This window comes from Vibrio sp. Isolate33 (assembly GCF_022397895.1).
Classification (GTDB): Bacteria; Pseudomonadota; Gammaproteobacteria; order Enterobacterales; family Vibrionaceae; genus Vibrio; species Vibrio pomeroyi.
The window spans coordinates 219,994-244,102 of sequence record NZ_JAKEUP010000001.1 but is presented as its reverse complement, the minus strand read 5'-3'; the positions used below and the strand labels follow the sequence as shown (position 1 = coordinate 244,102).

Sequence of the window (24,109 nt, the reverse complement as noted above, 5' to 3'; positions counted from 1 at the left end):
TTTGGTCAATAAAAAGGCCAGCAAGCTGGCCTTAATCTAGCGATTATTCGTGGTTTTCGATGAACTAGGGTTTAATTCTGTAGGTAGTGAGCCATTAGTTCTAAATTCTCCAATCCATTAAGTCGTCCATTTCTCAATTTGGGATCTTGACCCTCGTTCGTTGTCTGATCCCAATCTAAATCTGAAAGTGAGATACCATCTTTGTTAATAACTAGTACTTTGTCTTCGCTCTCAACGTATTTATTTTCTTCAGAAAAAAGTGTTCCGTTAAACCAAGCTCGAGACATTTCATTCATCATCTGTTTGTCTTTAGAGCCTGGATGAGTACCTGAGCCATCCATTTTTAGTGCTTTGTTAAATACAAATGGAAGTTCTGATCCATTACATGAACCTGAGATACAACTGATTGATCTAATTAAACCCAAGATGTCTCTATCTTCAGCAGTCCATTCAAAAGTCCAGATATTAAAGCCTGGTTTATAATCAAAATAGTAGAACGTGTTTATGTTGTTAGTACTAGCCAGTGACTGTTTCGAAACCTTCATTCGAGCAGGGCCAGTGAATAACAAGTCGTTAAGCATGGTTTTAAATTGGCTCATATTTTCAATCGCATTGCCTAGCTCGAGTTCATCATTTACATAATAATCGGTTAGGCCCAATGTTTTGGTATTTTGGTCAAAGTTACCCAAGCCTAGGAATAGTTGAGAAACTGCATTGTAAGCGGTTAAGTTAAGCTCTATATCCTCATCTTGTGATTGGATACGAGATTCCAGAGCATCATTAAGTTCATTTTGCATTTGCTGTTTAGTTGAGTCATTTGCAAACGATGACAGTAATGACTTCAACATTTCATTAGCGCTGTCCTTTTCATTCATATACAGTTCTGAGCTTGGCCAGTTCTTCAAGATTGTTGGTATCAAGAAAGTCAAACTTGGCAACATCGCGATGGTGTTTGAATCACCAGAGTTAACCCCAGTCACTGTCGGGACTTGATAACTCGACATCGCAGGTTGACTCACCCCTTTACCGTCTTTGCAGCTACCAAGTAGTTTTGTCTCATAACATTCCAAGTAAGGAGCAAACGGCATTAGTTCAGCCATTGGTGTTTTATCGGCATTTAAGATAAATAGAGAATGTTCCAATAAATAATCTAGAACACCTTCGGGTAATTCTGGTAACTCAGTATCGTCGCCGACTTCTTGTTCAGGTTCTTCTGGTATCAAGTGATTGACTAAGCCACCGGCATTACGAAGTAACCATTTTTCAATTTTGGAAATAGGGTTTGTTATATCAGATTGTCGGTCTGTAATTTGTTGGAGCTCTTCTTGATTCTCTTTATCTGTCGGAAGGTTACCCAAACCCATAAGGTCATAGCGTGACTTTGCTGCACTGTAACTTTGATATTCAAAACCTGTTGGTGCGCTCTGCATGATTGCACGCTCAAACAGTGAATCATCCATTTGGCCTAATGTCATTTTATGCTGAAGAATTTCAATCGACATAGCTCCTGCGCCTTGCCCCATAATGGTAACTTTGTCTGCATTGCCGCCAAAATCACCAATATTTTTTTGTACCCATTCTAGCAGTGACTTTTGATCACCAATGCCATAGTTGCCATCGTTGAAGTTTCCTTCTGAATCAATACCTTCTGTTCCTTTTTTCCAGCGTGACCCCAGTAAGCCTAAACGATAATTAAAGGTGATCGCGATAAATTCATTACCTTCATCTGCACCTTGTGCAACAACCGTGTCACCATGAATCATCGGGTTGGAACCAGTACCGTATTCGAAGTCACCGCCGTGGATGAAGACATAAACCGGCCACTCGTCTTGCTCTGTGGTCCCTTCAGGTCGCCAGATATTCAGGTTCAAGCAGTCTTCACTTTGTTCTAATTCAAGCCCTGAACCAAAGTTTGTCGATTTATTTTGCGGACATGCATACCCAAATTGAGTTGCGTCAATAACTTCAAACTCATCTGTATTATCTGATAAAGGCAGCATATTGCTGTGCTCAAAGCGCTGAGCCTCGGCATATTGAATCCCTTTGAAAGATTCAACAGAAGCCAGTTTGTCGTCATCCGTATTCGAACTTATTACTAGTTCTTCTATGGTCGCTTTAATCGTTACGTCACCGATTTGAGCATCAAATGATTTAGCAGGTGCCGGCATTAACGGTTCTGGCTCGTTTGGTAATGGAACAGTAGGGGCAGTATCAGTATCGCAACCTGCTAAGGCAGCAGTAATTGTAAGAGCGATCATTGAACGGTATGCAATAGTCATAAAAAGAGTTTCCACAATAGTATTCGGCGTAGTCTGTTTAATCGTCATCTGTGTAGATAACAGAGCTACAAAATTTCTTATTAAGAACAACCTGGTTGTAAGTGCGAGGCTGGTAATCAAAGTTCGGTGACTAGAATCGGTAACCCAGATTCAGCGTTACAGCCGAACGAGTTTCACCTTTGTTGTACAACACAGTCATGTTGTAATGCTTGCCGATCTGTTTGTTAAGGCCAGTGAGGAATGCCCACTGATCGATGTCGACACCAACGTCATAATCAAATTCGATGTCATCGGTTTTTACGGTACCTTGCATGCGTGAATTTAAACCTTGGTATTCGGCACCAACGAAAAATTGAGCTCGATAATCGACTAATTGGTAACCCAACATGGGTTGAACCGTGACAATGCCATCGCCCCAATCGTCTAGTCCTTTAAGACGGGTTTGTGAGTAAGTGCCAGTAACAGAAGCAAAGAACTCTTTGTAACCAACAGACAATGTTGTACCTACACCGCGCAAGTCATATTCGAGGTGCAATGGGACATTTAAACGTCCACGGTTACACAGAGCCGAAACCTCTCTACAAAGCAGATCTCCAGCGCCATCAAATTGGTCATTGAGCTTGTCTTTTAAGTATTCTCCTGCGGCGCCGGTATAAGAGGCGTCCACGTTCGCATCAACGTTTACCTTTCCTACGTATCCGAATACATTCCAGAATGGCAGGATATTTACGTCACCGCGTATCGAAACACTTTCCGCTTTGACCGTCGCAACACTGTCTTCCGGGTCAAATAAGTCATTCAAGCGCACTCCACCAATCACGTAATCTGTCATCGGAATATCCATGTCTTGATTTCGATAAGCCACTGATACGCCGAATGGAAGGGGTAAATCGATACCTTGGCGCCGGACCATATCGCCCATTAACGGGAAGATACGGTCTAGCTTGACGCTCGCTTCTAACATTCTTGGATCTGATACTTCTTGAAGCCTCGCTTCGTTGACCACTTGTACGCCGTTATCCTCTTCATAAAACGCGACTGGCTCGACGATGCTCGTCATCTTCATTGGTTTATTCTTGGTTGTACCAACCACTTCAGTTGTTTTTCTCGCGATGACTAACTTGTCCGTCGGTAAAGAGTGAAACTCAATCTCTTGCTTATAGCTTTCTACCTTGTAGGTATGGTGCTTGAATGGCTTTTCATTGCTGATCAGCATGCGCTTTGGTTCACCGTCGATTAATTCAATGTCGACATTCAAAAAACGGAAATATGCGATGTCTTGAGGGAGACCATATTTCGAATAATCGAAGCTGATGATTACTTTGTTATCGTCGATTTCTTTTACGCGAACCGAAGATGAATCAAAGCTTTCTGCATAGTCACGTAAACGATATTCGGTACGTGTGAATGCTTCTATCTCATCGAGCAGGTTTTCGTTATCATCCAGTTCTTCTAGGTTATATTTGATACGAAGATCGATGTTGCCTTTAGTGTCGGTGTTCTTAACGAGATAGACGCTTGAGTCACGAACTTCATCACCAATTTGCAGAGTACGATGTGCGTGTTCAACTAGGTGTTCGCCCTGTACGAGTGAACTGATTGCTAGCTTTGGTAAATCATGACTGATGCCATATTTGTCAAACAGTGCTCGACCTTTTTCCATGACTTCGCTGTAAGTCTTGGTTTCTGCTGCAGACGCAAAATTGGGTGTGGTAAGTAATAGGGCGCTCGCTAACACAGAAAGAGTATGGGTCTTACAGGCGCTGGTGCGTATTTCAAAAAAACTCATGACGGTTTCCACGCTGAGTGGCCTCAAACCTTCGAGACTCAAACAGTCGATGTAATACTGAACGTCGTGTTCAGTTGTTATGTATTTATCCGTTAGGATTGCTAGTGTGAATGTCGCGACTAAAAATGCATTGCGTCAATCAATGAGAGGATTTTAAGAGGAGGTGGCAGATCGCGTTAATCGCGTTTGATGGACGCTATCCTCACTTAACAATAATTAGCGTTAATCAACTGATTTATAATGATTTTCAATAGAGACAAAAACGGCCTGCGAAGTAAAAATACTTAGCAGGCCGTTTTGTTATGAGAGATTTACTGCATCCAGTTCTAAGCGGTTACTTTTACTCTGAATAGATCAGTAAACAGCTTCGCGATCATTAAAATGATCAAGATATTCACCAACATCAACAGTGGCGTTTCTATTCTATAAACCGGAGTGAGGTTAAGCGCACCAGATGTAAGAACAACCAACAAATTGATACCCAAAATTCGATGTACCATGAGCTTAGGTGTCGCGAACACTTTCCATATCACCATAATGTTAAGGAAGTAGAACAGCCCCAGCTCCCATAGTTCTGTCATTAATGGCATCACAAAGATGTATTGCAACAGAATCACCGACCCTGTACCCAACACACCATAAAAAGCATCCTTAATAACGCTTGGTGGCATGGTCGGCACCATAGAAGAGAATACACCGGCTAACATAGGAAATATGAAACCACCTGGAACTGGAAGATAAATCCAAATGAACAGCGATGTGATAAACATCGACACGCCTTGCAGCACTTTTCGCCCATCTTCATTCAAATGTTCAACAAACGTCCGATGAGCATGATGCCAAGACACGTCTTTATGAGCGCCCATGACATTGAGTTCACCCTCAACAAGAGATTGATCTGGTGTTAATACATCGAACGTCTTCAAGTTGTGAGTAAGAACTGCCCACTGGATATCTAAGTCTGATTCGCTGTTAATTTGTTTGAGTAATGTATCTTGGATATGTGCCATTTCATCGATACGCAAGCGCCATGTTTGGATGTTCTCTTTAAGGTGGTAACTTCCGGTCAGTGGCAGATCTAAAAGTTGATACAGCTTATCAATATTTGCGGTATTGATTTCAAGTGCGGCAATGTCGATGTTGTCTGTATTTTCCATCGCATCTAACAATGCTTGTTTACTGGTTTCGAAACGTTGTACAAAGTTGAGTTCAGTATTCACAGGCCACACGATGCGATACACAATAGAGAACACAACAACCCCTAATAGTGTTTCTTGAAGTCGAAGTACAGCAAAGTGAAAGGTGGTTTGGCTATCAAACCCGCCCATACAAGCAACAATCGAACACACGGCGAATCCTATTGAAAAGATATAACCGTATTTCTCGTCGCTCGACATGAAGATACATACCCCAAGGAACAGGGTGAAAAATGTTAGAAACAAGAAGCGATCTTGAGAAAACATGGCGATAAGGAAAAAGGCATAACCGGTCCCTAACAAGGTTCCCATTAACCGGTTATGGCCTTTATTTATTGAATGGGCGAAACTCTCGTTCAATGCCATCACTGCAACGGCTATCGCCGCCCAATACGGTTTTTCCCAACCAAACCACAACGCTAGGCAGATTGCGATAACGATAGAGAGTGCGGCTTTAATCGCGTCTTTAGTCGATGCAGTGAACATAAGAATCACCTAGCTATTTTTGATTATTTTGATCGAGGCAGTCATACCAACACGCAGTTGTACGTCTTCTGGTATTTTGTCCAACTTAACTTTGATAGGGATGCGCTGAGCTAAACGTATCCATTGGAAGTTTGGGTTCACGTTTGGCAATAAATCATTACCTGTGCTGCCGTCTTGCTTCGCGATACCAAAACCAATACTTTTGATATGGCCTTCTAGTTGAACATTGTTGTGCATCATTAAGGTCACATAGGCAGTGTCCTGAGCATCGACACCGACTAAATCAGTCTCTTTGAAATAACCTTCGATCCAGAAGCTATCTTCATCAATTAGCGCAACCACAGGTGAATTCGCGACAACTTGAGAGCCCACACGTAGGTTCAGATTGGTGATATAGCCGTTAGTAGGCGCATATACCTTGGTGTACTCAAGGTTGAGATGTGCTTCTTCTACGTTCGCTTTTGCCAGTTCGACATTTGCGGCGCTGGTTTCTACCGCGTTGTTCAAGTTGTTTAGTGTCAGCACGGGCACGGCACCGGGCGTTCTTTTCTCTAAATTCAACGCGCGTTGCTCTTCGTTTTTGGCTTTGGCGAGTAGGGCAAATGCTTGTTTTTGAGTCGCAAGTGCTTTTCTGTAGGTCGCCTTGTAAATACTCGGATCGATCTCAAAAAGAAGATCGCCTTTTTTTACCTTCGAGTTGTCTTCGACATGCACTTCAATGACTTGACCCGTGACTCGAGGTGTAATCGAGACGATATAAGCGCTGACTTGTCCGTCTCTGGTCCATGGGTTACTTGAGTACGACTGGTAATAGCTATAAACCACAGTGCACGCAGCAGCCAATAATAAAAGTGTGATGAGATAACGTTTGATCACAGTAAGTGCCTCAAAAAATGGTAATAAAATGGCCGATAGCGCCAGTAAAAATCACGATCAAGCTCAGTTCTGCTATTGCAGGAAAGGCGACGTACTTATGAAGGCCAAACCGTGTCGCGATTGACCCTGTTAGCATTGTCAGTATGTAAGCCAGTGCGATAACCAATAACAGCGGTGGGAAGTAGACTTCACCCCACACAAGCTCATGTGGCATTGTGTTCATGGTTCTGTTCTCTATTTGTTTGATGAATGCAACGATAACGGAGTTCGATTTATTGTGATAATCGCTTATAGAGGATCGGATCCATCAAAATCCAACTTTATTCGGTGATTATGCTAATTGCCTCTTTGTTGAGAGCCGTAAGCCAGTAAAACAAGGGTAGGTAGGTTGTCGTTCTTGAAGTGAAAACACTTAATTGAAATTGATTTCGAAAATTATCTACTTTTGCTGTTTTAAGATAAATCTATTTAAAACAGTGACTTCAGATGTAGATTTGAACTCCAATAACCTTACAAACAGTTAAAGTGATGATTTGATCCATCAAATGGGATTACATAATAAAACCTTTTGTTCTTAATATTCGGTTCGAAGCAACGAGATGCTTTATTTATTTTGAATAATCCAACAAATATCATTATTAAGTTATTCGTTAGATTATTTACTCCTTATATTTAGCAACAAGAGTAAATTTGTCATGGACATTATTTCTAATCTGTTTGACATGGCACCATTTGTCGCACTATTTATTACACTCTCATTGGGTTATATGGTTGGTAAAATTACTATCGGCCGATTTGTTTTAGGCGGAGTAGCCGGAACATTATTAATGGGCGTAATTATTGGGCAATTTGGTGTTCAGATTGATCCCGGCGTAAAAAGTATTTTCTTTGCGCTCTTTATTTATGCTGTGGGTTATCAAGGCGGTGCACAATTCTTTAAAGCACTTAACTTCAGAACCATCAACATTCTGCTCTCTGCGGTTGTGATGACGGTTTCAGGTTTATTGTGTGTACTTGCCGCTGCGTGGTTATTTGACCTAGATAGAGGTACAGCTGCAGGTCTAGCGGCTGGTGGCTTAACTCAATCTGCGATCATTGGTACTGCAGGTGATGCGATTGCACGTTTAGGCGGCGTATCTGAAGAAGCCAAACACCTGATGCAAACAAACGTAGCGGTTGGTTACGCGGTAACATATATCTTTGGTTCATTAGGTCCAATCTTGATGGTGACCTGGGTATTCCCAACGTTGATGAAGTGGGATATCCGATCTGAAGCTATCGCACTAGAAGAGAAAAACTCTAACGGTAAACGTGATTTAGCGGACGGCGAATTTAACGCAGTCACGGCTTTAGTTACGCGTGCTTTCAAAGTGACTAACGACGACCAACTTGTTGGTAAAACATTAGCGCAATTGAACCAATCATCACTAGCCGCGTGTATCGAACTTATTGAACGCGACGGAAAAGAGCTGAGTGCAGACAAGTTCACAGCACTTAAAGCGGGCGACCTTGTTGTGGTTACCGGCCGTAGAAATGCGGTTCATGAGCTACAGAGCAAGGTGCAAAGTAATGAAGTCGCATTACCGGAAAGCTATGAAGTTATTGAAGAAAATCGTCAACTTATCGCTGACAATCGCAAACTGATTGGTCGTTCGCTAAGAGAGATCAAAGATAGCTCAAATCAACGTTCGTTCCGTGGTGTGTATGTTACAGACTACATGCGTGCTGGTACTTCAGTGGCTATTACCGAAGACCTGATTGTTGAGAAGAACGATGTTATCCAGTTAACGGGTACCGCACAAGACATCAACCGAGTTGAAAAACACATCGGTAAGCGCATGGGTTCTGCGACTATGACTGACTTCATCGTACTGGGTTTCGGTATGGTGTTGGGCCTACTTATCGGCCTAATCAGCTTCAAGATTGCAGGTATTCCAGTAACGATCGGATCTGGTGCAGGTTGTTTGATCTCTGGCTTGCTTGTTGGCTGGTTACGTAGCCGAAACCCACATGTGGCTCAATTCCCAGCGGGTGCAGCAAACTTCATTCGTGACTTTGGTTTAGCAGCGTTTGTTGGCATCGTTGGCCTAGAAGCTGGCCCTCAAGCAGTTGATACCATAAAAGAACATGGTATGTCGCTTCTGTTCTTGGGTATGGCGGTTACCATCATTCCACAGATTATTTCATTCTTTTTCTCGTACTTTGTATTGAAGATCAAGAACCCAGTAGAAGCGTTAGGTTGTGTGACTGGTGGTCGAAGTGCAAACCCAGCATTCGCAGCATTGATGGAAAAAACAGGCAATGCAACGCCAGTATTCTCTTTCACTGTGACTTACGCAGTAGCCAACGTGTTACTGACGCTATGGGGACCAATTATCGTCGGCATTATTACCGTTAATGCGGGTATGTAATTAAAACCGCGAACTCATTATAGATTTAAATCAATTATCAGATTATTAACAGACCTACCCAATCAAAAAAAGGGTAGGCCTGAATAATCACGCTTAAGTAAAACACATTATTTAATTAGAAGTGTTTAAGATTAAATTATTAGGTAAATATCATGACTACACAAAATACTACTATCGACTTTTCAAAATTCGCTGATTTAAGCCCATTTGAATTAAAAGACAAATTAATTGAAGTCGCGCAAACAGTGCCAGACCGTGCTTTATTAGATGCAGGACGTGGTAACCCAAACTTCCTAGCAACACTGCCACGTAAAGCATTTATTCGTTTAGGTGAATTCGCAGTAATGGAAGCGGAGCGTACATACTCATATTTAGACGGTAGCTTTGGCGGCATTCCAGATGGTGTTGGTATTGTTGAGCGTTTTGATTCTTACGCAAACAGTAATCAACAGAACCCAGGTGTTCAGTTCATTGAAAAAGCGCTGAGCTACGCAAAAGACCGCTTAGGTATCGAGAAGCAAGTGTTCTTAAATGAGCTTGTTAATGCGTACTTAGCATGTAATTACCCAGTACCACCACGCATGCTGACGAATATCGAAAGCGTTGTAAAACAATACATTGCAGAAGAGATGTACGGCCCAATGCCAATGACGACAGATTTCGATCTGTTTGCAACGGAAGGTGGTACGGCATCAATGACGTACACGTTCCAAACCATGTTTCACAACGGTCTACTAAAGAAAGGCGATAAGGTTGCGCTAATCACACCAATCTTCACACCTTACTTAGAAATCCCTGAGCTTTCAGAATACGAACTTGAGATTGTAGAACTTCGTTTGGATGAGACAACATGGCAGTTACCTATGTCTGAAATCGAAAAACTTGAAGACAAAGACATTAAACTGCTGTGTGTGGTAAACCCAGCAAACCCAGCATCAGTGAAGTTCTCTGATGAGACTCTGAATAACCTATCAGATTTCGTCAACACACAACGTAGTGATCTGTTCATCATCACCGATGATGTGTACGGCACATTCGCAGACGATTTCGTTTCTCTGTTTGCCAAACTTCCATACAACACGCTTTGTGTTTACTCATTCTCTAAGTACTTCGGTGCGACAGGCTGGCGCCTTGGCTCAATTGCGATTCAACACAACAACGTGTTCGATGATGCAATGCGCAGCCTACCAGAATCTCGTCAACTGGAACTGGATGGTCGATACAAAACGTTAGATCCAGAACCACGCGGTATTAAATTCATCGACCGTATTGTTGCAGATAGCCGCAGTGTTGCACTAAACCACACTGCAGGTCTTTCACTACCACAACAAGTTCAGATGGCATTGTTCTCATTGAACTGCCTAATGGATTCAGAGCAAAACTACAAAGAAGCGTGCAAACGCATTATTCGCGAGCGTTACAAAACGTTGTACAAAAACATGGGTGTCGAAATTGAAGAAAACAAAGATCGTGTGGACTATTACACACTGCTTGAGCTCGACACTTTGGGCGGCAAATTGTACGGACCAGCTTTCGTTGAATGGTTCAAAGCGAACGAGAAGGGCAAAGACTTCTTGTTCCGACTTGCACATGAAACTGGTGTTATCTTGCTTCCTGGCAAAGGCTTCGATGTAGTACACGCTTCTGTTCGTGTATCGCTAGCTAACCTGACTCACCATGAGTACGAACTGATTGGCCGCGCAACTCGCAAGGTGTTGGACGAGCACTTCGCTGAGTTCCAAGGCGCATAAGTTCTAATCAGGCTTAGAATCGAATTCATGATTTTAAGCTAACGATGTTCAAATCACTAAGAATAAGCCTCGGCGATGTCGAGGCTATTCCGACCAAATAAGCACAGTGTTCAAGTAGCTATCTATTGGATGCAATCGTTGTGTTTATTTAGTCGCCAAATCCAAGCGAAATTCATTCCGACAAAATCAGAAGAGCGGCGTATGAAAAGTATTATTTCTATTCAATCTCACGTGGTTTATGGCCATGCAGGCAACAGCTCTGTGGTTTTTCCAATCCAAAGAATGGGACTCGATGTGTGGCCAATCCATACTGTTCAGTTCTCGAATCACACTCAATATGAGCAAGGTTGGACAGGAAAGACATTTAGTTCAGATGATATTCGAAGCTTAATTCGAGGCTTAGACAATATCAGTGCATTGAAAGACTGTGGCGCGATCCTTTCGGGTTATCAAGGAAGTGCAGACCAATGCAAAGCGGTCGCCGAGGCGGTTAACCTCATCAAAGAAAAGAACCACAGCGCACTCTACATTTGTGACCCTGTAATGGGCGACCCAGATAAAGGTTGCATTGTTGATGATGGCGTTAAAGCGGCTATTGCCCAACATTTGCTGCCCATAGCTGATGTCATCGTGCCTAACCAATTTGAGTTGAGCGAATTGACCGATACCAAAATCCACTCGCTTTATGATGCGGTTACAGCCTGTAAGAAGGCACTGGAACTTGGGCCTAAAATGGTGCTCGTGAAGCATTTGCACTCTTTACCCGATGATGCGTTCAGCATGATCCTCGCAACGAAAAAAGCATGCTATTTAGCCCAGCGCCCGAATATCGAATTTGATAAACAGCCAGTTGGTGTTGGCGACCTTATCTCCGGACTATTTGCAGCGGGATTAATGAAAAGAATGTCACCGGTGGCTGCATTCCGTCATGCAAACAACGCGGTTTATGGTGTGTTGGAGCTGACTAAGAGCTATGGCACTTGGGAGTTACAAACCATTAATGCACAGTATGAATTTGTAGAGCCTACCCACGATTTCAACGTGGTCAAAATAGGCTAGAGCGATTAACTCCAACAGTGGTTAAGGTCGTCTAAGAAGAGCGACTATTCGATGGATAGCGTCCTACAAACGAGATTACGAGTTAAGCCGGATACTAGCTATATTACGACCACAAAGAGATGGACTTCACTTTATCCCTATTTATTAACCTCTCTGTTTTTTAGTTTTCTTATTTATTAAACAGAGTCTCTGAATCACTTTAGAGAGCACTAAATGAGCCTAAATATGAACCGTCTAATCTCTTCGGGTCTTACCGTTGCTTTGTCATTCCTGGTAGTGGCTTGTAGTTCACCTCACACGCTAGACGTACGCGTAAACAAAGACAATTACAAAGAAGTCACTGTAGAAGATGCATCATCAGTCTCTGAGCCATTGCGTATTTGGGCTAGTGAGTCGCCAGACTTCTTATACTCTCCAGCCGATCAAACCACGCCGATTACCGTGTCAGGCGACCAATTGAACATCTTGGCCTTGTCGGGAGGTGGTGCCAACGGAGCCTTTGGTGCCGGTATCTTGATTGGGCTTGAAGAATCAGGCCAGCTGAAAGATTACTCGATAGTAACTGGGATCAGCGCAGGCGCTTTAATGGCACCGTTTGTGTTCATCGGAGGAGATGCGTTCTCTAAGATGAAGGACGTGATGTTGAACATAAACGATAAATCCGTACTCGGTAAAAAGAATTTTTTGAACACTGTCTTTAAAGATGCTTTTACCGATGGCGAAAACTTGTATCAGTTTATTGCTGAAGCTTTCCCAGAACCGATGATTGAGCAAATCGCAGCACAACATCGTAGCGGTAAGCGTCTGTTTATTGGTAGCACTCATTTTGATTCTGGTGAGCTTGTCATTTGGAATGTAGGTGCAATAGCAAATAGCGACATGCCAGATAAGTCTGAGCTCATATATAAAGTGTTGGCCGCAAGTGCATCTATTCCTGGTGTGTTCCCGCCACAGTTCATCGATGTAGAGCATGAAGGTGAAATCTTTGAAGAACTGCACGTCGATGGAGGTTTAGCGACTCAAGTGTTCTTCAATCCATCTAACTTCGACTATCAACAGATCTCAGACGCACTTGGGTTAGAAACACCACCACAGCTTGATGTTATACGAAATGGCGCGCTAAAAGCCCCGTATCACTCGCTGAAAGATAAGGGGCTCGATTTGGTAGCAAAGAGTGTCTCAAGCCTGACGCTTGCACAAACGCGAGGTGACTTATATCGAATGAAATACATCAGTGAAATCAACAACATCGATATGCAATTTACTTACATCGAGCACGACTTTGGTTACGCCAAACGAACCAAAGACATGTTTGATGAACATTACCTATTAACCATATACGAATATGGTTATCACAAAGCAACTCAAGGCAAACCTTGGGTAACCGAATTGCCTTAATTAGGAACATTATAAAATGAAAAGAACAGCATTAACGCTACTTATCTTAGCAACGTCTAGCGCTGCAATGGCACAAAACGCAACCTCAATGGACCAGCAAAAAGTCGATAACGACATGCTACAACTGGCCGACGTTCAGCAAGAAGCGGCGTTGATCATGGTCGAAGAGAATTCAGACTACGTGGCGATTGATTACATTGGTCAGTGGGTTGAGGTGAACAATTACGTCACACATAAAGAAGCCAAGCAACGCCAGCTTCAAAAGAGCACCAAGAAATACATTTACTCGCAAACGGGTGAAACTCTAGAGTCGATTGAGCAACGTATTGCTGAACACATTCAAGCGGATCAGCCTAGATACTTCAGTGTCGATGTTTACCGCAATTACCACGGTGACTCAGGCGACTTCAACTACCTAGCTCGAGTGATCGAGTACATTTAAGTTATTCGTTACGCATTAATGATGGAACCTACTGACTTAAGTAGGTTTTTTTATTTCAAACAGACGAATTCATTTCACTATTATTATTCTAACAAAGTAGATATTTCGTCAACCTGTGATAATTTAAATACATAACGACTAAAAGTAAGCACAACAAAATGAATTTCAGCATTGAACAACTTCTCGCGTTCGTTACCGTTTATGACCAGCTCTCTTTCAGTAAAGCTGCTGTTAAGCTCAACAAGCACAGAACGACAATCGGTCAGGTAATTACAAACCTCGAAGACCAGCTCGCGGTAAACCTTTTTGAAAGAGTCGGTCGCTCGGTAGAACCCACAGAAGACGGGCATCTTCTTTATCACTATGCCAAGCAAACCATTGAGCAAGCACGCACCTTCGACAAGGTTGCGTTGAGCCTCTCTTATGGGGGATTAGAAAACATTACTATCGCGTATTCGAGCGTGATTCCTCAACGTGTCCTTGTCGATATTCGAAAGCAGCTCAAACGTGATTTCCCAATGATGCGAGTTAACTTTCTGGTTCGTAATAAGAAAGCGATCAAGCAAGGAATACAGGACGGTGAGTATCACTTTGGTTTGGTGAATGTTCACGATAGCCGTGCGATGCACAGTTTAGACGCCACCTTTTTAGGTCATATTGAATTCTATCCGTTCGTACAAAAGGGCGGTGAATTTACTAATTTAGACAAAGAAGACGTACTGGTTGCTTTAAGAAACTCGAAACAGTTTGTACTGAGATCTCTGATTGAAGAAGGGATGTCGGAAAAAATCGTTGTAAGTTCAGACCACGAAGAGATCGATCAACTCGCGTTGGTGATCAAAATGGTGGAAGAAGGCTTGGGTTGGGCACTTTTACCTAAATCATTTTTCTCTGACCCAGAGTTTTCTCAACACGAAATTGAACCTATTCAAGCAGCAGAGTTATTTGAAGGGTTCAAATTTGGCTTCGCATTGTGGTGTCCTCATTCGAAACAGGTCAGTGATATCAAGGGCTCTTTGACTTCAGTGATTTCAGAATACCGAGAGCGATTAATCAGTAACTACCGACCATAACTTGTGTTTATTTGAATGGTTTATATGTATTGATTGTTTACCGTTACTTAAACAGTTATTTCCCCAAAAGGCTCACTCAGAGCCTTTTTTTGTATCCGAAAATTGAGCCTTATTTCGTTAGTAAAGGTCATGTTTTGATGGGTTTGACCCTCTATATGAGAGTAGGGCAATACCACCGTTTGGCCTATTCTAGTCCTGTCGATTAAGGCCCCCCTTTATTGGCAATAAGTGTTAATTTCTATGTTTATTGCAAGGACGCAGACTTTCGGCCGGGTTTCATTACCCGGCCTTTTTTATGAGGCCAATCTTATGACTCGCTGCGGCGGCTTTGTTCTTCTTTCCTGCTCTCTGTTTACCACTTCTTCTTTAGCATCGTTTTACGATCCTGTTGATGGTCAATTTGATATGGGGCATCACCTTGCAGAAAATGCCCATGGTTTTTTGCCTATTCCCATTTTAATTACCGAACCAGCAGTCGGCTACGGTGGTGGTGTAGCTGGCTTGTTCTTGCACGAGACCGATGAAGAGAAGCGACAACGAAAGCAGGCAGCGCTATCTGCTATTGATGGTGGTGCGCAGCTTGTTCCTTCTGCCATGTCAGTGGTTGGCGCAGTGGGTACAGAAAACGAGACTTGGTTTGTTTTTGGTGGTCACAGACGTTCATGGATGAATGACTCCATCCGTTATACAGGTGGTGGTGGCTTCGGTGTTGCGAATTTGGATTTGTATACATCCATCAATTGGGCGCCGATTGACCAAGACATAAGAATAGGCACATCGACCTCCGTTGCGGTACTGTCTCAAAAGGTACAGTTTAGAGTCGGCAATACGCCTTGGATGTTAGGTATAAAACAATTACTAGCAAAGTCTGAGATTGAATTTGAGAATACACTTTTAGATAAACTTTTGGGCAATGAATCGGTCACATCAGGCTTAGGACTAGAAGCTGAATATGACACGCGAGATAACTTATTTTATCCAACCAAAGGCTATAAGTTGTCCGCGGATTACATGATTTATGATGATGCGATTGGTAGTGACTACAATTACCGTAATTTGAATATTGAAGGGGAAGCCTATATCCCAATTACCAATAAATGGACATTAGGTTTGGCCGCAAACTATCAAAATTTCGAACAGCAAGATCTGTTTGTATCGCCCACAGCAAAACCGTATGTGTCTTTGCGTGGTGTGTCGTCTTACCGTTATCAAGGTGATGAGATTGAAACAATCCAAGGTCAATTGACGTATAGCATTAACCATCGTTGGAAGGTTTCAGGGTTCTACGGTTCTGGAACTGCAAAACAAGATAGCAGTATAAGTCACGATAATACCGTGAATGCAGGAGGTGTGGGGTTTCGATACCAAATCGCAAGACGTTACGGTTTACACCTTGGAATGGACTACGCGCAAAGCCATGAAGAACGCGCTATCTATTTTAATATCGGTAGTGGTTTTTAAAACAACCCAAAACTTGAATTTTTCCCAAGAAAAAAGGCGCTAGTCAGCGCCTTTTTAATTTGTTATCACTTACTACAGTAAGATTACTTCTTACGGCAGAACTCAGCGATTACGTACATTGATTGACCGCCGTTTGTTTTACCAGAAACAAGCTTAGGATCATCACCAACGCTGATACCACGGATAACAGTACCTTGCTTAATCACTTGGTTAGTACCTTTGATTGGTAGGTCTTTGATCACTGTTACGTCGTCACCTTTCTTAAGTTCAACGCCGTTCACGTCAAGAGGTTTGTCATCAGCAGACATACCGATTTGTGCCCAAACTGACGTTTCTTCTTCAAGGTACATCATGTCTAGCGCGTCTTGAGCCCAGCTTTCAGTGTTCAGACGAGTAAGTTGACGCCATGCAGTTACTTGAACTGGCGCTTCTTGACTCCACATGCTGTCAGTTAGACAACGCCAGTGGTTGATATCTTTAGGAGCGTCAATCTCACCAAGACATTTGTCACATACCATGATGCCGTGATCCACTGTTACGTGGCTGTGTGGCGGCACTGCGTATGCAGTAAGAGAAGAATCAGAACCACATAGTTCACATTTAGATTGGCAGCGTTCTAGCATAGTAGCTTCAGAAGACATAATGGACTCACATTTATTAGGTATTAAATTTACGGGGCTATTATCCACTTTATTTACAATAAAGAAAGAGGTCGTACGGTATTCTGTCTTGATTAATTTTAGCTGAGATCAACCATTTGTGTTTTAAAGTTTTATGCAAACGGTTAACTAGGGAAGGTTGGGCAGTCATAGAAACAAAAATGCCAGCGGTTAGGCTGGCATTTGGTTTCAGTAAGGAAGAGTTATTGTTCCAATACTGCTCCATTAATTGAGCCTGCTGATAAAGCGTTGTTTACCAAGAAATCTGTCGCTTGTGTCTGCATGCTAATGTGATGGTTTAAATCTAGTGGCATAGGTGTAGTGTCATCTTGAGGAGCGACAAATGTACTGTGCGAAGCCACATCACTAAACTTAACAAAGTCTTTAGTACCATTTGGTGTTGTATTATTTCCATCTACCACTTCTAGGCTAAGTTTCGTAGCAAGCGGTGTTGTGCCAGCAAAAGGTGCATCCGCAACAGTATTTGGCACTGTTTGGTCGTCTTGTGCTTGCCCCATATAAATAGGCATCTGAGTAGAAGCTGCTAGCAAGTAATCAGCATTTGTGTAAGGGTCAATGGTATCTAACACGGTTTGTGCCGCATACGCAAACTGTTGAAATGCTGCGGTCATTGCTGCTTTTTGTGTCTCAGTCGCATGATCATAAAACGTGTTGTAACAAACTTGATCTGTTAACCCTGTACAGTTGCCACTAGCGAAACTTGCGTATTCAGTAGAAGCACCTAGTGCAACGTTATGCTTAACTTGTGGGCCAAAGAATGGTGAACCCAACAAAAGGTTAGATATTTGTCCGCCAGAGTTTTCAATAGCGGCAGCACTGAATGAATAGAGAGCATCCGCAGTTGCACTACCTAACGTGCGGTTAGAGGATGCAACTGCAGTTGTTCCAACAATTCCACCTAACGAATGACCTAGAAACTTAACTTGTGAGCCTGTCGCGATGTTAAATCCCTTCAAAGGTGAACTAGCAAGTAAACCTGCTTGTAAAGAAGCGGTTAACGAAGCTCTTAAGCCCATTACGTCTAACGCACTTTGACGAACGTTGTCGCGAGCTACAGGCAGGTTAGCGAGATTCAAATAAGCCAACACATCTGCATTTGCTGAACGGGTATCATCTAGACTGCGCGTACCATGTATTGGTAAGTCAATCGCGATAACAGCAACGCCAGCTCTCGCCAAGTTGTAAGCGAACGCATAAGCATTTTCTTTAGCAGAGGTTATACCGTGTTGGTAAATAACCACATCAGTAGGATCCGCACCATTAGGTGTAAATAACAAAAACTCTACAGATTCTAATAACTTAACTTGAGGGACTGGTGAATATTTCGTAACGACTCTCTCGCTATCAAGCGGTGAGCCATCTGCTAGAGTAAGGTTTAGGCCAACCAGTTTGAGCTGTTCTGTTTGGTCCGTCGCTAATACACTAGTATCGATACCTGCGGCAACTAATTGAGCAGCCATGTTAGCTTGCTCGTTAGCATCACTCAAAGCATTTGAAACTTTGGCTAAGCTAGGCATACCCGATTCGAATGGCTGTGAGTTCCATTCAGTAGCACTTGTTTCTAGATAATAAGGTAGTTGAACAAAACCTTGAGTCACATCTACGTTGTCTGTCCCGCCATACAAGCCATTTATCGCGCCTTTCAAGGTTGCGATAGTTGTCGCGTCGCCGCCGGCAACATACTGATCAAAGTCAGTATCGTTTGCTAGCGCTGTTTTGAACAATTCTGTAGCACCAAACTGCATCGCATAAGCTGTCGACAGATCAACAGAGTTAGGGTTTGCGCTCCCTGTCCAAACGCTATTCAGGTTTGCTGTAGCCAATCCTGTTGCCGTTGCCGCCTTGGTAGCGAAAAGGGAGTCACCGACAGACTCAGTCGTAAACCACGTCGAATAAATGATGTTTTCAGTATCAAGGTTAATAGCACCAGCAGCCGTCGCTCCAGCAAAGATCTTTTCAACACCTTGAGTTACTTGTTGTGCTTGAGCTAGGCTACCTTCGGTGTACGTCACCGCACTAGATTTCAGTGCAGCATAACTTGCCGACATGCCAACAGGATCACCATTAACATCCGTGAGTTCATTTGATAGCGCCAACACGTATTCACTTGAAGCATCTAAGGAATCATTGAACACAATTGTGAAGGTATCAGTTGAGGCACTAGATAGAACGTTGAAATCAACGCCTAAAGTCAATACGCCAGTAACACTTGGTGCTGTGTCTGAAGTCAGCGAACCACTAAGCTTTAATAGGTAAACCCCACCAGTAGCTACGCCGTCAGCTAAGCCAGTACCTTCAAAGTCCATGATGATTGGCATTGAAGTTGACCAGCCATCCATTGTATTCATTGCGGCAATAGGGTTGGTTAGTGAGTCGTCACCGCCAGTCGGTAAGCCAAGCGTCCCATCGGTAGTATCCATTAATGCGAAGCTAGGAAGAGGAACTGCAATATCAGCACCGGTTAGTTGAAACTTGATGCTCGTTGCTTGTGCAAGTGAATCTTGAATATATTGCTCATATTGAATCGTTGTTGAAGCACCCGAGCTCGATGTGTCATCACCACAACCAGCAAGAAACATAGCTGACGCAAGCAGCGAAACATTAAATAACTTTTTCATGTTTTAAGTCCGTTTAGTTGAAGGTGTAGTTCATTTGAATTGCAGAAAGGTAGGCAACTGCGTCACCAGAGAACTCAAGCTCTTGGCCAAGTTCGTTCGTTTCTGTGAAATCACCATCTTTGCTTTGTACAAGGGCAAAACCGGCATCAATAGATAGGTTAGGGCTGTATTGGTAAGTCAAACCTGCGCTATACCAGAAACGGTCGCTATCAGGAATACTCAACGTCGCTTCACCTGCTTGTTCGTCATAAGCAAGACCTGCTCTTAATGTCCATGCTTGGTTCAATTGGTAAGTAGCACCTAGTGAGTAACGGTTATTGTCGTCGTAATCTTCGGTCTTTTTAAAGCACTCGCCATTTGCGCAATCTGAGCTCGTCGCTTTGAGCTCTTTAAAGCTACTCCAACCCGTTTGTTGCCAGCCGTAATGGATAGCCCATTGATCGGTGAGTTGATGGAAAGCTGAAATCTCAATGATCGAAGGTAATGTAATTTTTAGACGACCTGTTGTGGTCGTTGCACTCCCTTGGACGATGCTACCTGTGTAATCGCTGAAGTCGCCATCATCAAAATCTAGGTCAACCTCTGAACGATATGCGATAGAGAATCGATTGTTTTCATTCAGTTCATATAACGCGCCTACGTTCCAGCCAAACGCAAAGGTTTCACCTGTCATGCTAATCAGTTTGGTAGAAGCAGGATCGCCAGTGATGTTTGATATAGAACCCTGGTGACGATTAAGTTCTGCCTCTGCGTAAACAAGGTTTGCACCAGCACCAACACTGAATTGGTCATTAATTCGATACGCCACATTCGGGTTCAGGTTCACTGACACAAGTGAAGTATCACCGGCAAGATCACCCGCATAAATATCGTCTGGGTAATCGGTAGCAACTCCATAGTTAGAGAACATACCAATGCCCCATGCCCATTTGTCATTGATTGGGCTGATGTAGTAAGCAGCCGGAACCACTTGCAAAGGTGCAACATCTTTCGAGACTTGGCTTTGACCGCCAGAGCCTGGGACATTGTTTTGAGTGATATCTACCTCGGGATCAACGATAGAAACCGCGCCTGAAAACTGTGCTGTATCAAATAGGGTCATTGCGGCGGGGTTTCTCGCTAGTACACTCGCGTTATCAGCTACTGCACCTTCACCTGAAAAGGCACGACCAAGACCTGAGGCAGAATGCTCAGCAACTTGGAAACCAGCTGCAAGTGAGTTACATGCAAATAGTACTGAAAGTGAAACGAGAGAGCGTTGTATTGTTTTCATCCTTGACCCTCCTAGGGCATCGAATTTCGTTATTATGTTTTGAAAACACACTGAGCATTTTTGTTGTTGAAGCTCTAATGTAAATGGCATGTTAAATTCATGTTTTATATAAAGTCAAAGAAAGAGTTGTTATTTTGTGAGGTTATGTTTTAAAGGGGCGGCACTTTAACATCAATAATATAAACGTAATCAATGATTTATTTGTGGTTGGAGGTGTGACCAGAGTGTTTATGCATCGTTACGGTATAAATAGTGTTCAATAGCTCAATATGTAACAACTTTGTTTCTGTTTACCGCCATTCGCTAAATCGGCATAATATCGACTCATTTTGATAGTCATTAAATTGGAATTTTTAGTTTGGAATTACTCGCGATAGAGTTTCTTGGTAAACCGCTTCGTTTAGAAGGATCAATGGCAGGGTGGCAGCAGTTGTTTTGGGACAACACGTTAGTGTCTCAACTGGATGCGACTTCAGAAGACGACGATGTGAGAACACACACATTTACGCTTCGTTCTGGTGAAGAAACATTGCAGTGTCACGTTGAGTCTTCGGTTCAATGGCAACCCTTTGAGATGACATATAAAGCATCGGTTAATGGGCAAACCATTACCGAAGGAAATCGCAGCACTAAAGATATCGAACAGCAAACACCGGTTGTAGCACCTAAGCCTGAAAAACGTTTTAGTTTGATTGGTTTGGTGTCACTCGGAATGAAAGCGCTGAAGAGTGCTAAGTTAATAAAAGTTGTGCTTGCTTCTGCCAGTTTAGCGGCATATTCATGGCTGTTTTCTATTCAGTTCGCATTAGCCTTGATCGCTTGTCTAATGTTCCATGAGTACGGTCATATCAGAGCGATGAAGTACTTTGGGATGAAGACAAAAGGGATCTACTTAATTCCGTTCCTTGGCGGATTAGCGCTTTCAGACGAAAAGATTAATACTCGATGGCAAGATGTGGTTATCTCGATCATGGGACCACTGTTTGGTCTGATACTGTCGTTGATATTTACGGTTTTGTATTGGGCAACTGGTGAGATGTTTTTCGCTGGTCTTGCCGTGTTTAACGCTTTGCTGAACCTATTCAATTTGCTGCCGATTTTGCCACTCGATGGTGGCCACGTGTTGAAAAGTATCAGTTTTTCGATGAACAGCGTGTTGGGCATTGTACTGTGTGTCGCTGCAGCCGTAGCAGGTGTCGTGTTGAGTTACCAATTGAACTTAACCCTGTTTGGTTTCTTATTGATCATGGGTAGTGTCGAGATTCTGTTCGAATGGAGAGGCCGTCATCATAGCCATTTATTGCCATTAGACAGATACGGCCAAATTGTATCCTTCCTTTGGTATGTGGGCTTAGTAACGGGATTGATCGGTGTTATCTGGTACTTCGCTTCAACCGGCGACCAATTACTGAGCCTACCGTTACAGATTCTAGGCACTTAACGCATATCTATAACTGAGTGACTGGTTCATAAAGCGCAGGGTCACCCAATACAAACAAAACGAAAAACGCCCTAACCATTTGGATAGGGCGTTTTAATATCTGCGGTTCTAACTTGTACGTTCGTCAAATCAAATTTTGCAATTTGGTTTAGCAACGTTCGATTGAGGCAGTGTCGTGATCTTAGTTTGCAGATCTTTAATACGGGTACTGTGAGAAGGGTGTGTCGAAAGCAATTCTGGTGGTTGACTGCCGCCTGATGCTTTCGCCATGTTCTTCCATAAATCAACACTCTGGTTTGGATCGAACCCAGCTTTCGCCATGTACTCTAGGCCGACAATGTCAGCTTCAGATTCTTGAGTTCGACCATAAGGCAGAATTACACCATATTGAACACCCAAGCCTAATGCGGCCATGGTCATGCCTTGATACTGTTTGTATTCTGATGAGCCTAGAGCAACACTGGTGATCGACAAACCTGTATTGGCGAGTTGTGATTGTGATAGGCGTTCGTTACTGTGGTCAGCAAGAACGTGCGCCACTTCATGTCCGATAACCGTTGCCAGTTGATCTTGGTTTACTGCAACATTGAGTAAACCCGTGTAGACGCCAATTTTTCCGCCTGGCAGAGCGAACGCGTTCACTTGGTCGCTATCAAAAACCACTACTTCCCATTCACTAAATCCTTGCTTAGGAATGTGTTGAGTAATACTGTTCGCTACGCACTGAACATACGCGTTGGTTTTTGCATCTTTACTGATGGGTTGCTCTTTCTTCATTTGTTCGAAAGACTGTGCCCCAAGCTGAGACATATCTTGATCTGAAAAAAGCAGCAGTTGGTTTCTTCCTGTCGGGGAAGCGCTACACGCAGTTAGGCCTGCAAGAGTGAGAAGCGAGGCAAACTTCGTCCATGACGTCATACAATATCCTCTGTGTATTCGGTTTTTATGCATGTTAACATCAACTTGCGTAATAACTAAGGGCTGTAAGATAACTAACAGCCAGTAGTATAGAAAAAACTATGCAGGCGATAACAAGATCAATAATTAAGGACCCCACATGAGTATTTGGAAAAAGCCCGTTGACCTAGACACCTTCAACGCGACCTCAAAAAATACCTTAATTGAGCACCTCAATATCGTTTACACCGAGGTTAACGATAATTCCTTGGTGGCAACCATGCCAGTTTGTCATTTCACGCACCAACCACTGGGCATGCTTCACGGCGGCGCATCGGTGGTTCTAGCAGAAACACTTGGCTCACTCGCTGCAAACTTTTGCGTACCCGATGGATACTATTGCGTAGGGCTAGACATCAACGCTAACCACGTTCGTTCTATGCGTGAAGGGCACGTTATTGGCACCGCTGAGCCTATTCACCTTGGCGTATCTACTCAAGTATGGCAGATAAACATCACTGATGAACGTCAACGCTTGGTTTGTACAAGCCGTTTGACCATTGCAGTGAAGAAGCACAAACGTTAGTTCATTAATCAAGTTGAGGCGCAGTAGTCATCCTAGCTACACCTTATTAAACCTCATTTACACACTGTTATTTTAGTTAGAGAAATCCATGGTCATAACGTTTAAAAGTGGAAAAGTCGTCGCAACCGCGCATGAGTTGGTTGTTCGTTTGGATGGAGAGCATAGAGTCACATTACAAGCTCAAGTTGATGCAATTCAGCTGATCGGAAAAGGGGCAAATGTAATTTCGGCTAATGGTTCTGAGTGCAAATGGTCGATTAAACTAGACAACGAACAGCAACTTCGTGACATCGCCAATGAAATCGGCTGTGATGTGATGTAATTAGCGGTTATCACTGTGTTTATTTTGGCTTTTAACTCTCGATTAGAGGCACTAAATCAACCTACATTCGT

At 43.0% G+C, this 24,109-nt stretch carries 19 protein-coding genes; 10 read left to right on the top strand and 9 right to left on the bottom strand.

The window, feature by feature from the left end; translation table 11 throughout:
- Positions 1 to 71: 71 nt before the first annotated feature.
- From L1D37_RS01055 to L1D37_RS01035, 5 genes are all read right to left on the bottom strand, one after another.
- Complete coding sequence (locus L1D37_RS01055; protein ID WP_239846562.1) at positions 72 to 2,279, bottom strand: carboxylesterase family protein; 2,208 nt, start codon at positions 2,277 to 2,279, stop codon at positions 72 to 74.
- A 130-nt stretch (positions 2,280 to 2,409) separates the two neighbouring features.
- Entirely contained in the window at positions 2,410 to 4,068 is a 1,659-nt protein-coding gene (locus tag L1D37_RS01050) for a hypothetical protein (protein WP_239846561.1), read from the bottom strand.
- A gap of 326 nt (positions 4,069 to 4,394) precedes the next feature.
- Positions 4,395 to 5,750: an FUSC family protein gene (locus L1D37_RS01045; RefSeq protein WP_239846560.1), complete on the bottom strand. Its 1,356-nt coding sequence runs from the start codon at positions 5,748 to 5,750 to the stop codon at positions 4,395 to 4,397.
- Positions 5,751 to 5,759: 9 nt separating this feature from the next.
- Positions 5,760 to 6,626 carry an HlyD family secretion protein gene (locus L1D37_RS01040; protein WP_239846559.1) on the bottom strand — a complete coding sequence of 289 codons (867 nt, stop codon included), beginning with the start codon at positions 6,624 to 6,626 and terminating at the stop codon, positions 5,760 to 5,762.
- A 10-nt stretch (positions 6,627 to 6,636) separates the two neighbouring features.
- A complete protein-coding gene (locus L1D37_RS01035; RefSeq protein ID WP_010429574.1) occupies positions 6,637 to 6,849 on the bottom strand; it encodes a DUF1656 domain-containing protein in 213 nt (70 codons plus the stop codon).
- Between the two features lie 472 nt (positions 6,850 to 7,321).
- Here L1D37_RS01035 and aspT point away from each other — a divergent pair, with 472 nt between their 5' ends.
- The 7 genes from aspT (at position 7,322) to L1D37_RS01000 (ending at position 16,221) form a co-directional block, all read left to right on the top strand.
- Positions 7,322 to 9,037 (top strand): aspartate-alanine antiporter, encoded by a 1,716-nt coding sequence (gene aspT, locus L1D37_RS01030; protein ID WP_239846558.1) that lies wholly within the window; start codon positions 7,322 to 7,324, stop codon positions 9,035 to 9,037.
- A 152-nt stretch (positions 9,038 to 9,189) separates the two neighbouring features.
- Entirely contained in the window at positions 9,190 to 10,788 is a 1,599-nt protein-coding gene (locus tag L1D37_RS01025; RefSeq protein WP_239846557.1) for a bifunctional aspartate transaminase/aspartate 4-decarboxylase, read from the top strand.
- Between the two features lie 201 nt (positions 10,789 to 10,989).
- Positions 10,990 to 11,847, top strand: coding sequence for a pyridoxal kinase PdxY (gene pdxY, locus L1D37_RS01020; RefSeq protein WP_239846556.1), 858 nt, complete (start codon positions 10,990 to 10,992; stop codon positions 11,845 to 11,847).
- 225 nt (positions 11,848 to 12,072) lie between these two features.
- Positions 12,073 to 13,245, top strand: coding sequence for a patatin-like phospholipase family protein (locus L1D37_RS01015; protein WP_239846870.1), 1,173 nt, complete (start codon positions 12,073 to 12,075; stop codon positions 13,243 to 13,245).
- A 16-nt stretch (positions 13,246 to 13,261) separates the two neighbouring features.
- Positions 13,262 to 13,687 carry a hypothetical protein gene (locus tag L1D37_RS01010; protein ID WP_239846555.1) on the top strand — a complete coding sequence of 142 codons (426 nt, stop codon included), beginning with the start codon at positions 13,262 to 13,264 and terminating at the stop codon, positions 13,685 to 13,687.
- Between the two features lie 158 nt (positions 13,688 to 13,845).
- Positions 13,846 to 14,760: a LysR family transcriptional regulator gene (locus L1D37_RS01005; RefSeq protein ID WP_239846554.1), complete on the top strand. Its 915-nt coding sequence runs from the start codon at positions 13,846 to 13,848 to the stop codon at positions 14,758 to 14,760.
- Positions 14,761 to 15,069: 309 nt separating this feature from the next.
- Positions 15,070 to 16,221: a BamA/TamA family outer membrane protein gene (locus L1D37_RS01000; RefSeq protein ID WP_239846553.1), complete on the top strand. Its 1,152-nt coding sequence runs from the start codon at positions 15,070 to 15,072 to the stop codon at positions 16,219 to 16,221.
- 83 nt (positions 16,222 to 16,304) lie between these two features.
- Here the strand turns inward: L1D37_RS01000 and L1D37_RS00995 are convergent, their stop codons facing one another.
- The 3 genes from L1D37_RS00995 to L1D37_RS00985 all read right to left on the bottom strand — a co-directional run bounded on the left by L1D37_RS00995 (position 16,305) and on the right by L1D37_RS00985 (position 20,792).
- Entirely contained in the window at positions 16,305 to 16,862 is a 558-nt protein-coding gene (locus L1D37_RS00995; protein ID WP_239846552.1) for a PhnA domain-containing protein, read from the bottom strand.
- Positions 16,863 to 17,083: 221 nt separating this feature from the next.
- Positions 17,084 to 19,519 carry a VolA/Pla-1 family phospholipase gene (locus L1D37_RS00990; protein ID WP_239846551.1) on the bottom strand — a complete coding sequence of 812 codons (2,436 nt, stop codon included), beginning with the start codon at positions 19,517 to 19,519 and terminating at the stop codon, positions 17,084 to 17,086.
- Between the two features lie 13 nt (positions 19,520 to 19,532).
- Complete coding sequence (locus tag L1D37_RS00985) at positions 19,533 to 20,792, bottom strand: outer membrane protein transport protein (protein ID WP_102352236.1); 1,260 nt, start codon at positions 20,790 to 20,792, stop codon at positions 19,533 to 19,535.
- A 358-nt stretch (positions 20,793 to 21,150) separates the two neighbouring features.
- On the opposite strand from L1D37_RS00985, the gene L1D37_RS00980 reads away from it, so the two are divergent.
- Positions 21,151 to 22,233 (top strand): site-2 protease family protein, encoded by a 1,083-nt coding sequence (locus L1D37_RS00980; protein ID WP_239846550.1) that lies wholly within the window; start codon positions 21,151 to 21,153, stop codon positions 22,231 to 22,233.
- Positions 22,234 to 22,362: 129 nt separating this feature from the next.
- Here L1D37_RS00980 and L1D37_RS00975 read toward each other — a convergent pair whose 3' ends face one another.
- Positions 22,363 to 23,151 (bottom strand): M48 family metallopeptidase, encoded by a 789-nt coding sequence (locus tag L1D37_RS00975; RefSeq protein ID WP_239846549.1) that lies wholly within the window; start codon positions 23,149 to 23,151, stop codon positions 22,363 to 22,365.
- Between the two features lie 139 nt (positions 23,152 to 23,290).
- Between L1D37_RS00975 and L1D37_RS00970 the strand changes: the two genes are divergently transcribed.
- Both L1D37_RS00970 and L1D37_RS00965 read left to right on the top strand, forming a co-directional pair.
- Positions 23,291 to 23,716 carry a hotdog fold thioesterase gene (locus L1D37_RS00970; protein ID WP_017074330.1) on the top strand — a complete coding sequence of 142 codons (426 nt, stop codon included), beginning with the start codon at positions 23,291 to 23,293 and terminating at the stop codon, positions 23,714 to 23,716.
- Positions 23,717 to 23,804: 88 nt separating this feature from the next.
- A complete protein-coding gene (locus L1D37_RS00965; protein ID WP_239846548.1) occupies positions 23,805 to 24,038 on the top strand; it encodes a DUF3389 domain-containing protein in 234 nt (77 codons plus the stop codon).
- The last annotated feature ends 71 nt before the right edge of the window (positions 24,039 to 24,109 follow it).

Coding starts and splice junctions, on each gene's coding strand:
- L1D37_RS01005 (WP_239846554.1), top strand. CDS start 13,846: ATGAATTTCAGCATTGAACAACTTCTCGCGTTCGTTACCGTTTATGAC.
- L1D37_RS01015 (WP_239846870.1), top strand. CDS start 12,073: ATGAACCGTCTAATCTCTTCGGGTCTTACCGTTGCTTTGTCATTCCTG.
- L1D37_RS00990 (WP_239846551.1), bottom strand. CDS start 19,519: ATGAAAAAGTTATTTAATGTTTCGCTGCTTGCGTCAGCTATGTTTCTT.
- L1D37_RS01010 (WP_239846555.1), top strand. CDS start 13,262: ATGAAAAGAACAGCATTAACGCTACTTATCTTAGCAACGTCTAGCGCT.
- L1D37_RS01045 (WP_239846560.1), bottom strand. CDS start 5,750: ATGTTCACTGCATCGACTAAAGACGCGATTAAAGCCGCACTCTCTATC.
- L1D37_RS00970 (WP_017074330.1), top strand. CDS start 23,291: ATGAGTATTTGGAAAAAGCCCGTTGACCTAGACACCTTCAACGCGACC.
- L1D37_RS00995 (WP_239846552.1), bottom strand. CDS start 16,862: ATGTCTTCTGAAGCTACTATGCTAGAACGCTGCCAATCTAAATGTGAA.
- L1D37_RS00985 (WP_102352236.1), bottom strand. CDS start 20,792: ATGAAAACAATACAACGCTCTCTCGTTTCACTTTCAGTACTATTTGCA.
- L1D37_RS01035 (WP_010429574.1), bottom strand. CDS start 6,849: ATGAACACAATGCCACATGAGCTTGTGTGGGGTGAAGTCTACTTCCCA.
- L1D37_RS00965 (WP_239846548.1), top strand. CDS start 23,805: ATGGTCATAACGTTTAAAAGTGGAAAAGTCGTCGCAACCGCGCATGAG.
- L1D37_RS01050 (WP_239846561.1), bottom strand. CDS start 4,068: ATGAGTTTTTTTGAAATACGCACCAGCGCCTGTAAGACCCATACTCTT.
- pdxY (WP_239846556.1), top strand. CDS start 10,990: ATGAAAAGTATTATTTCTATTCAATCTCACGTGGTTTATGGCCATGCA.
- L1D37_RS01055 (WP_239846562.1), bottom strand. CDS start 2,279: ATGACTATTGCATACCGTTCAATGATCGCTCTTACAATTACTGCTGCC.
- L1D37_RS01000 (WP_239846553.1), top strand. CDS start 15,070: ATGACTCGCTGCGGCGGCTTTGTTCTTCTTTCCTGCTCTCTGTTTACC.
- aspT (WP_239846558.1), top strand. CDS start 7,322: ATGGACATTATTTCTAATCTGTTTGACATGGCACCATTTGTCGCACTA.
- L1D37_RS00975 (WP_239846549.1), bottom strand. CDS start 23,151: ATGACGTCATGGACGAAGTTTGCCTCGCTTCTCACTCTTGCAGGCCTA.
- L1D37_RS01025 (WP_239846557.1), top strand. CDS start 9,190: ATGACTACACAAAATACTACTATCGACTTTTCAAAATTCGCTGATTTA.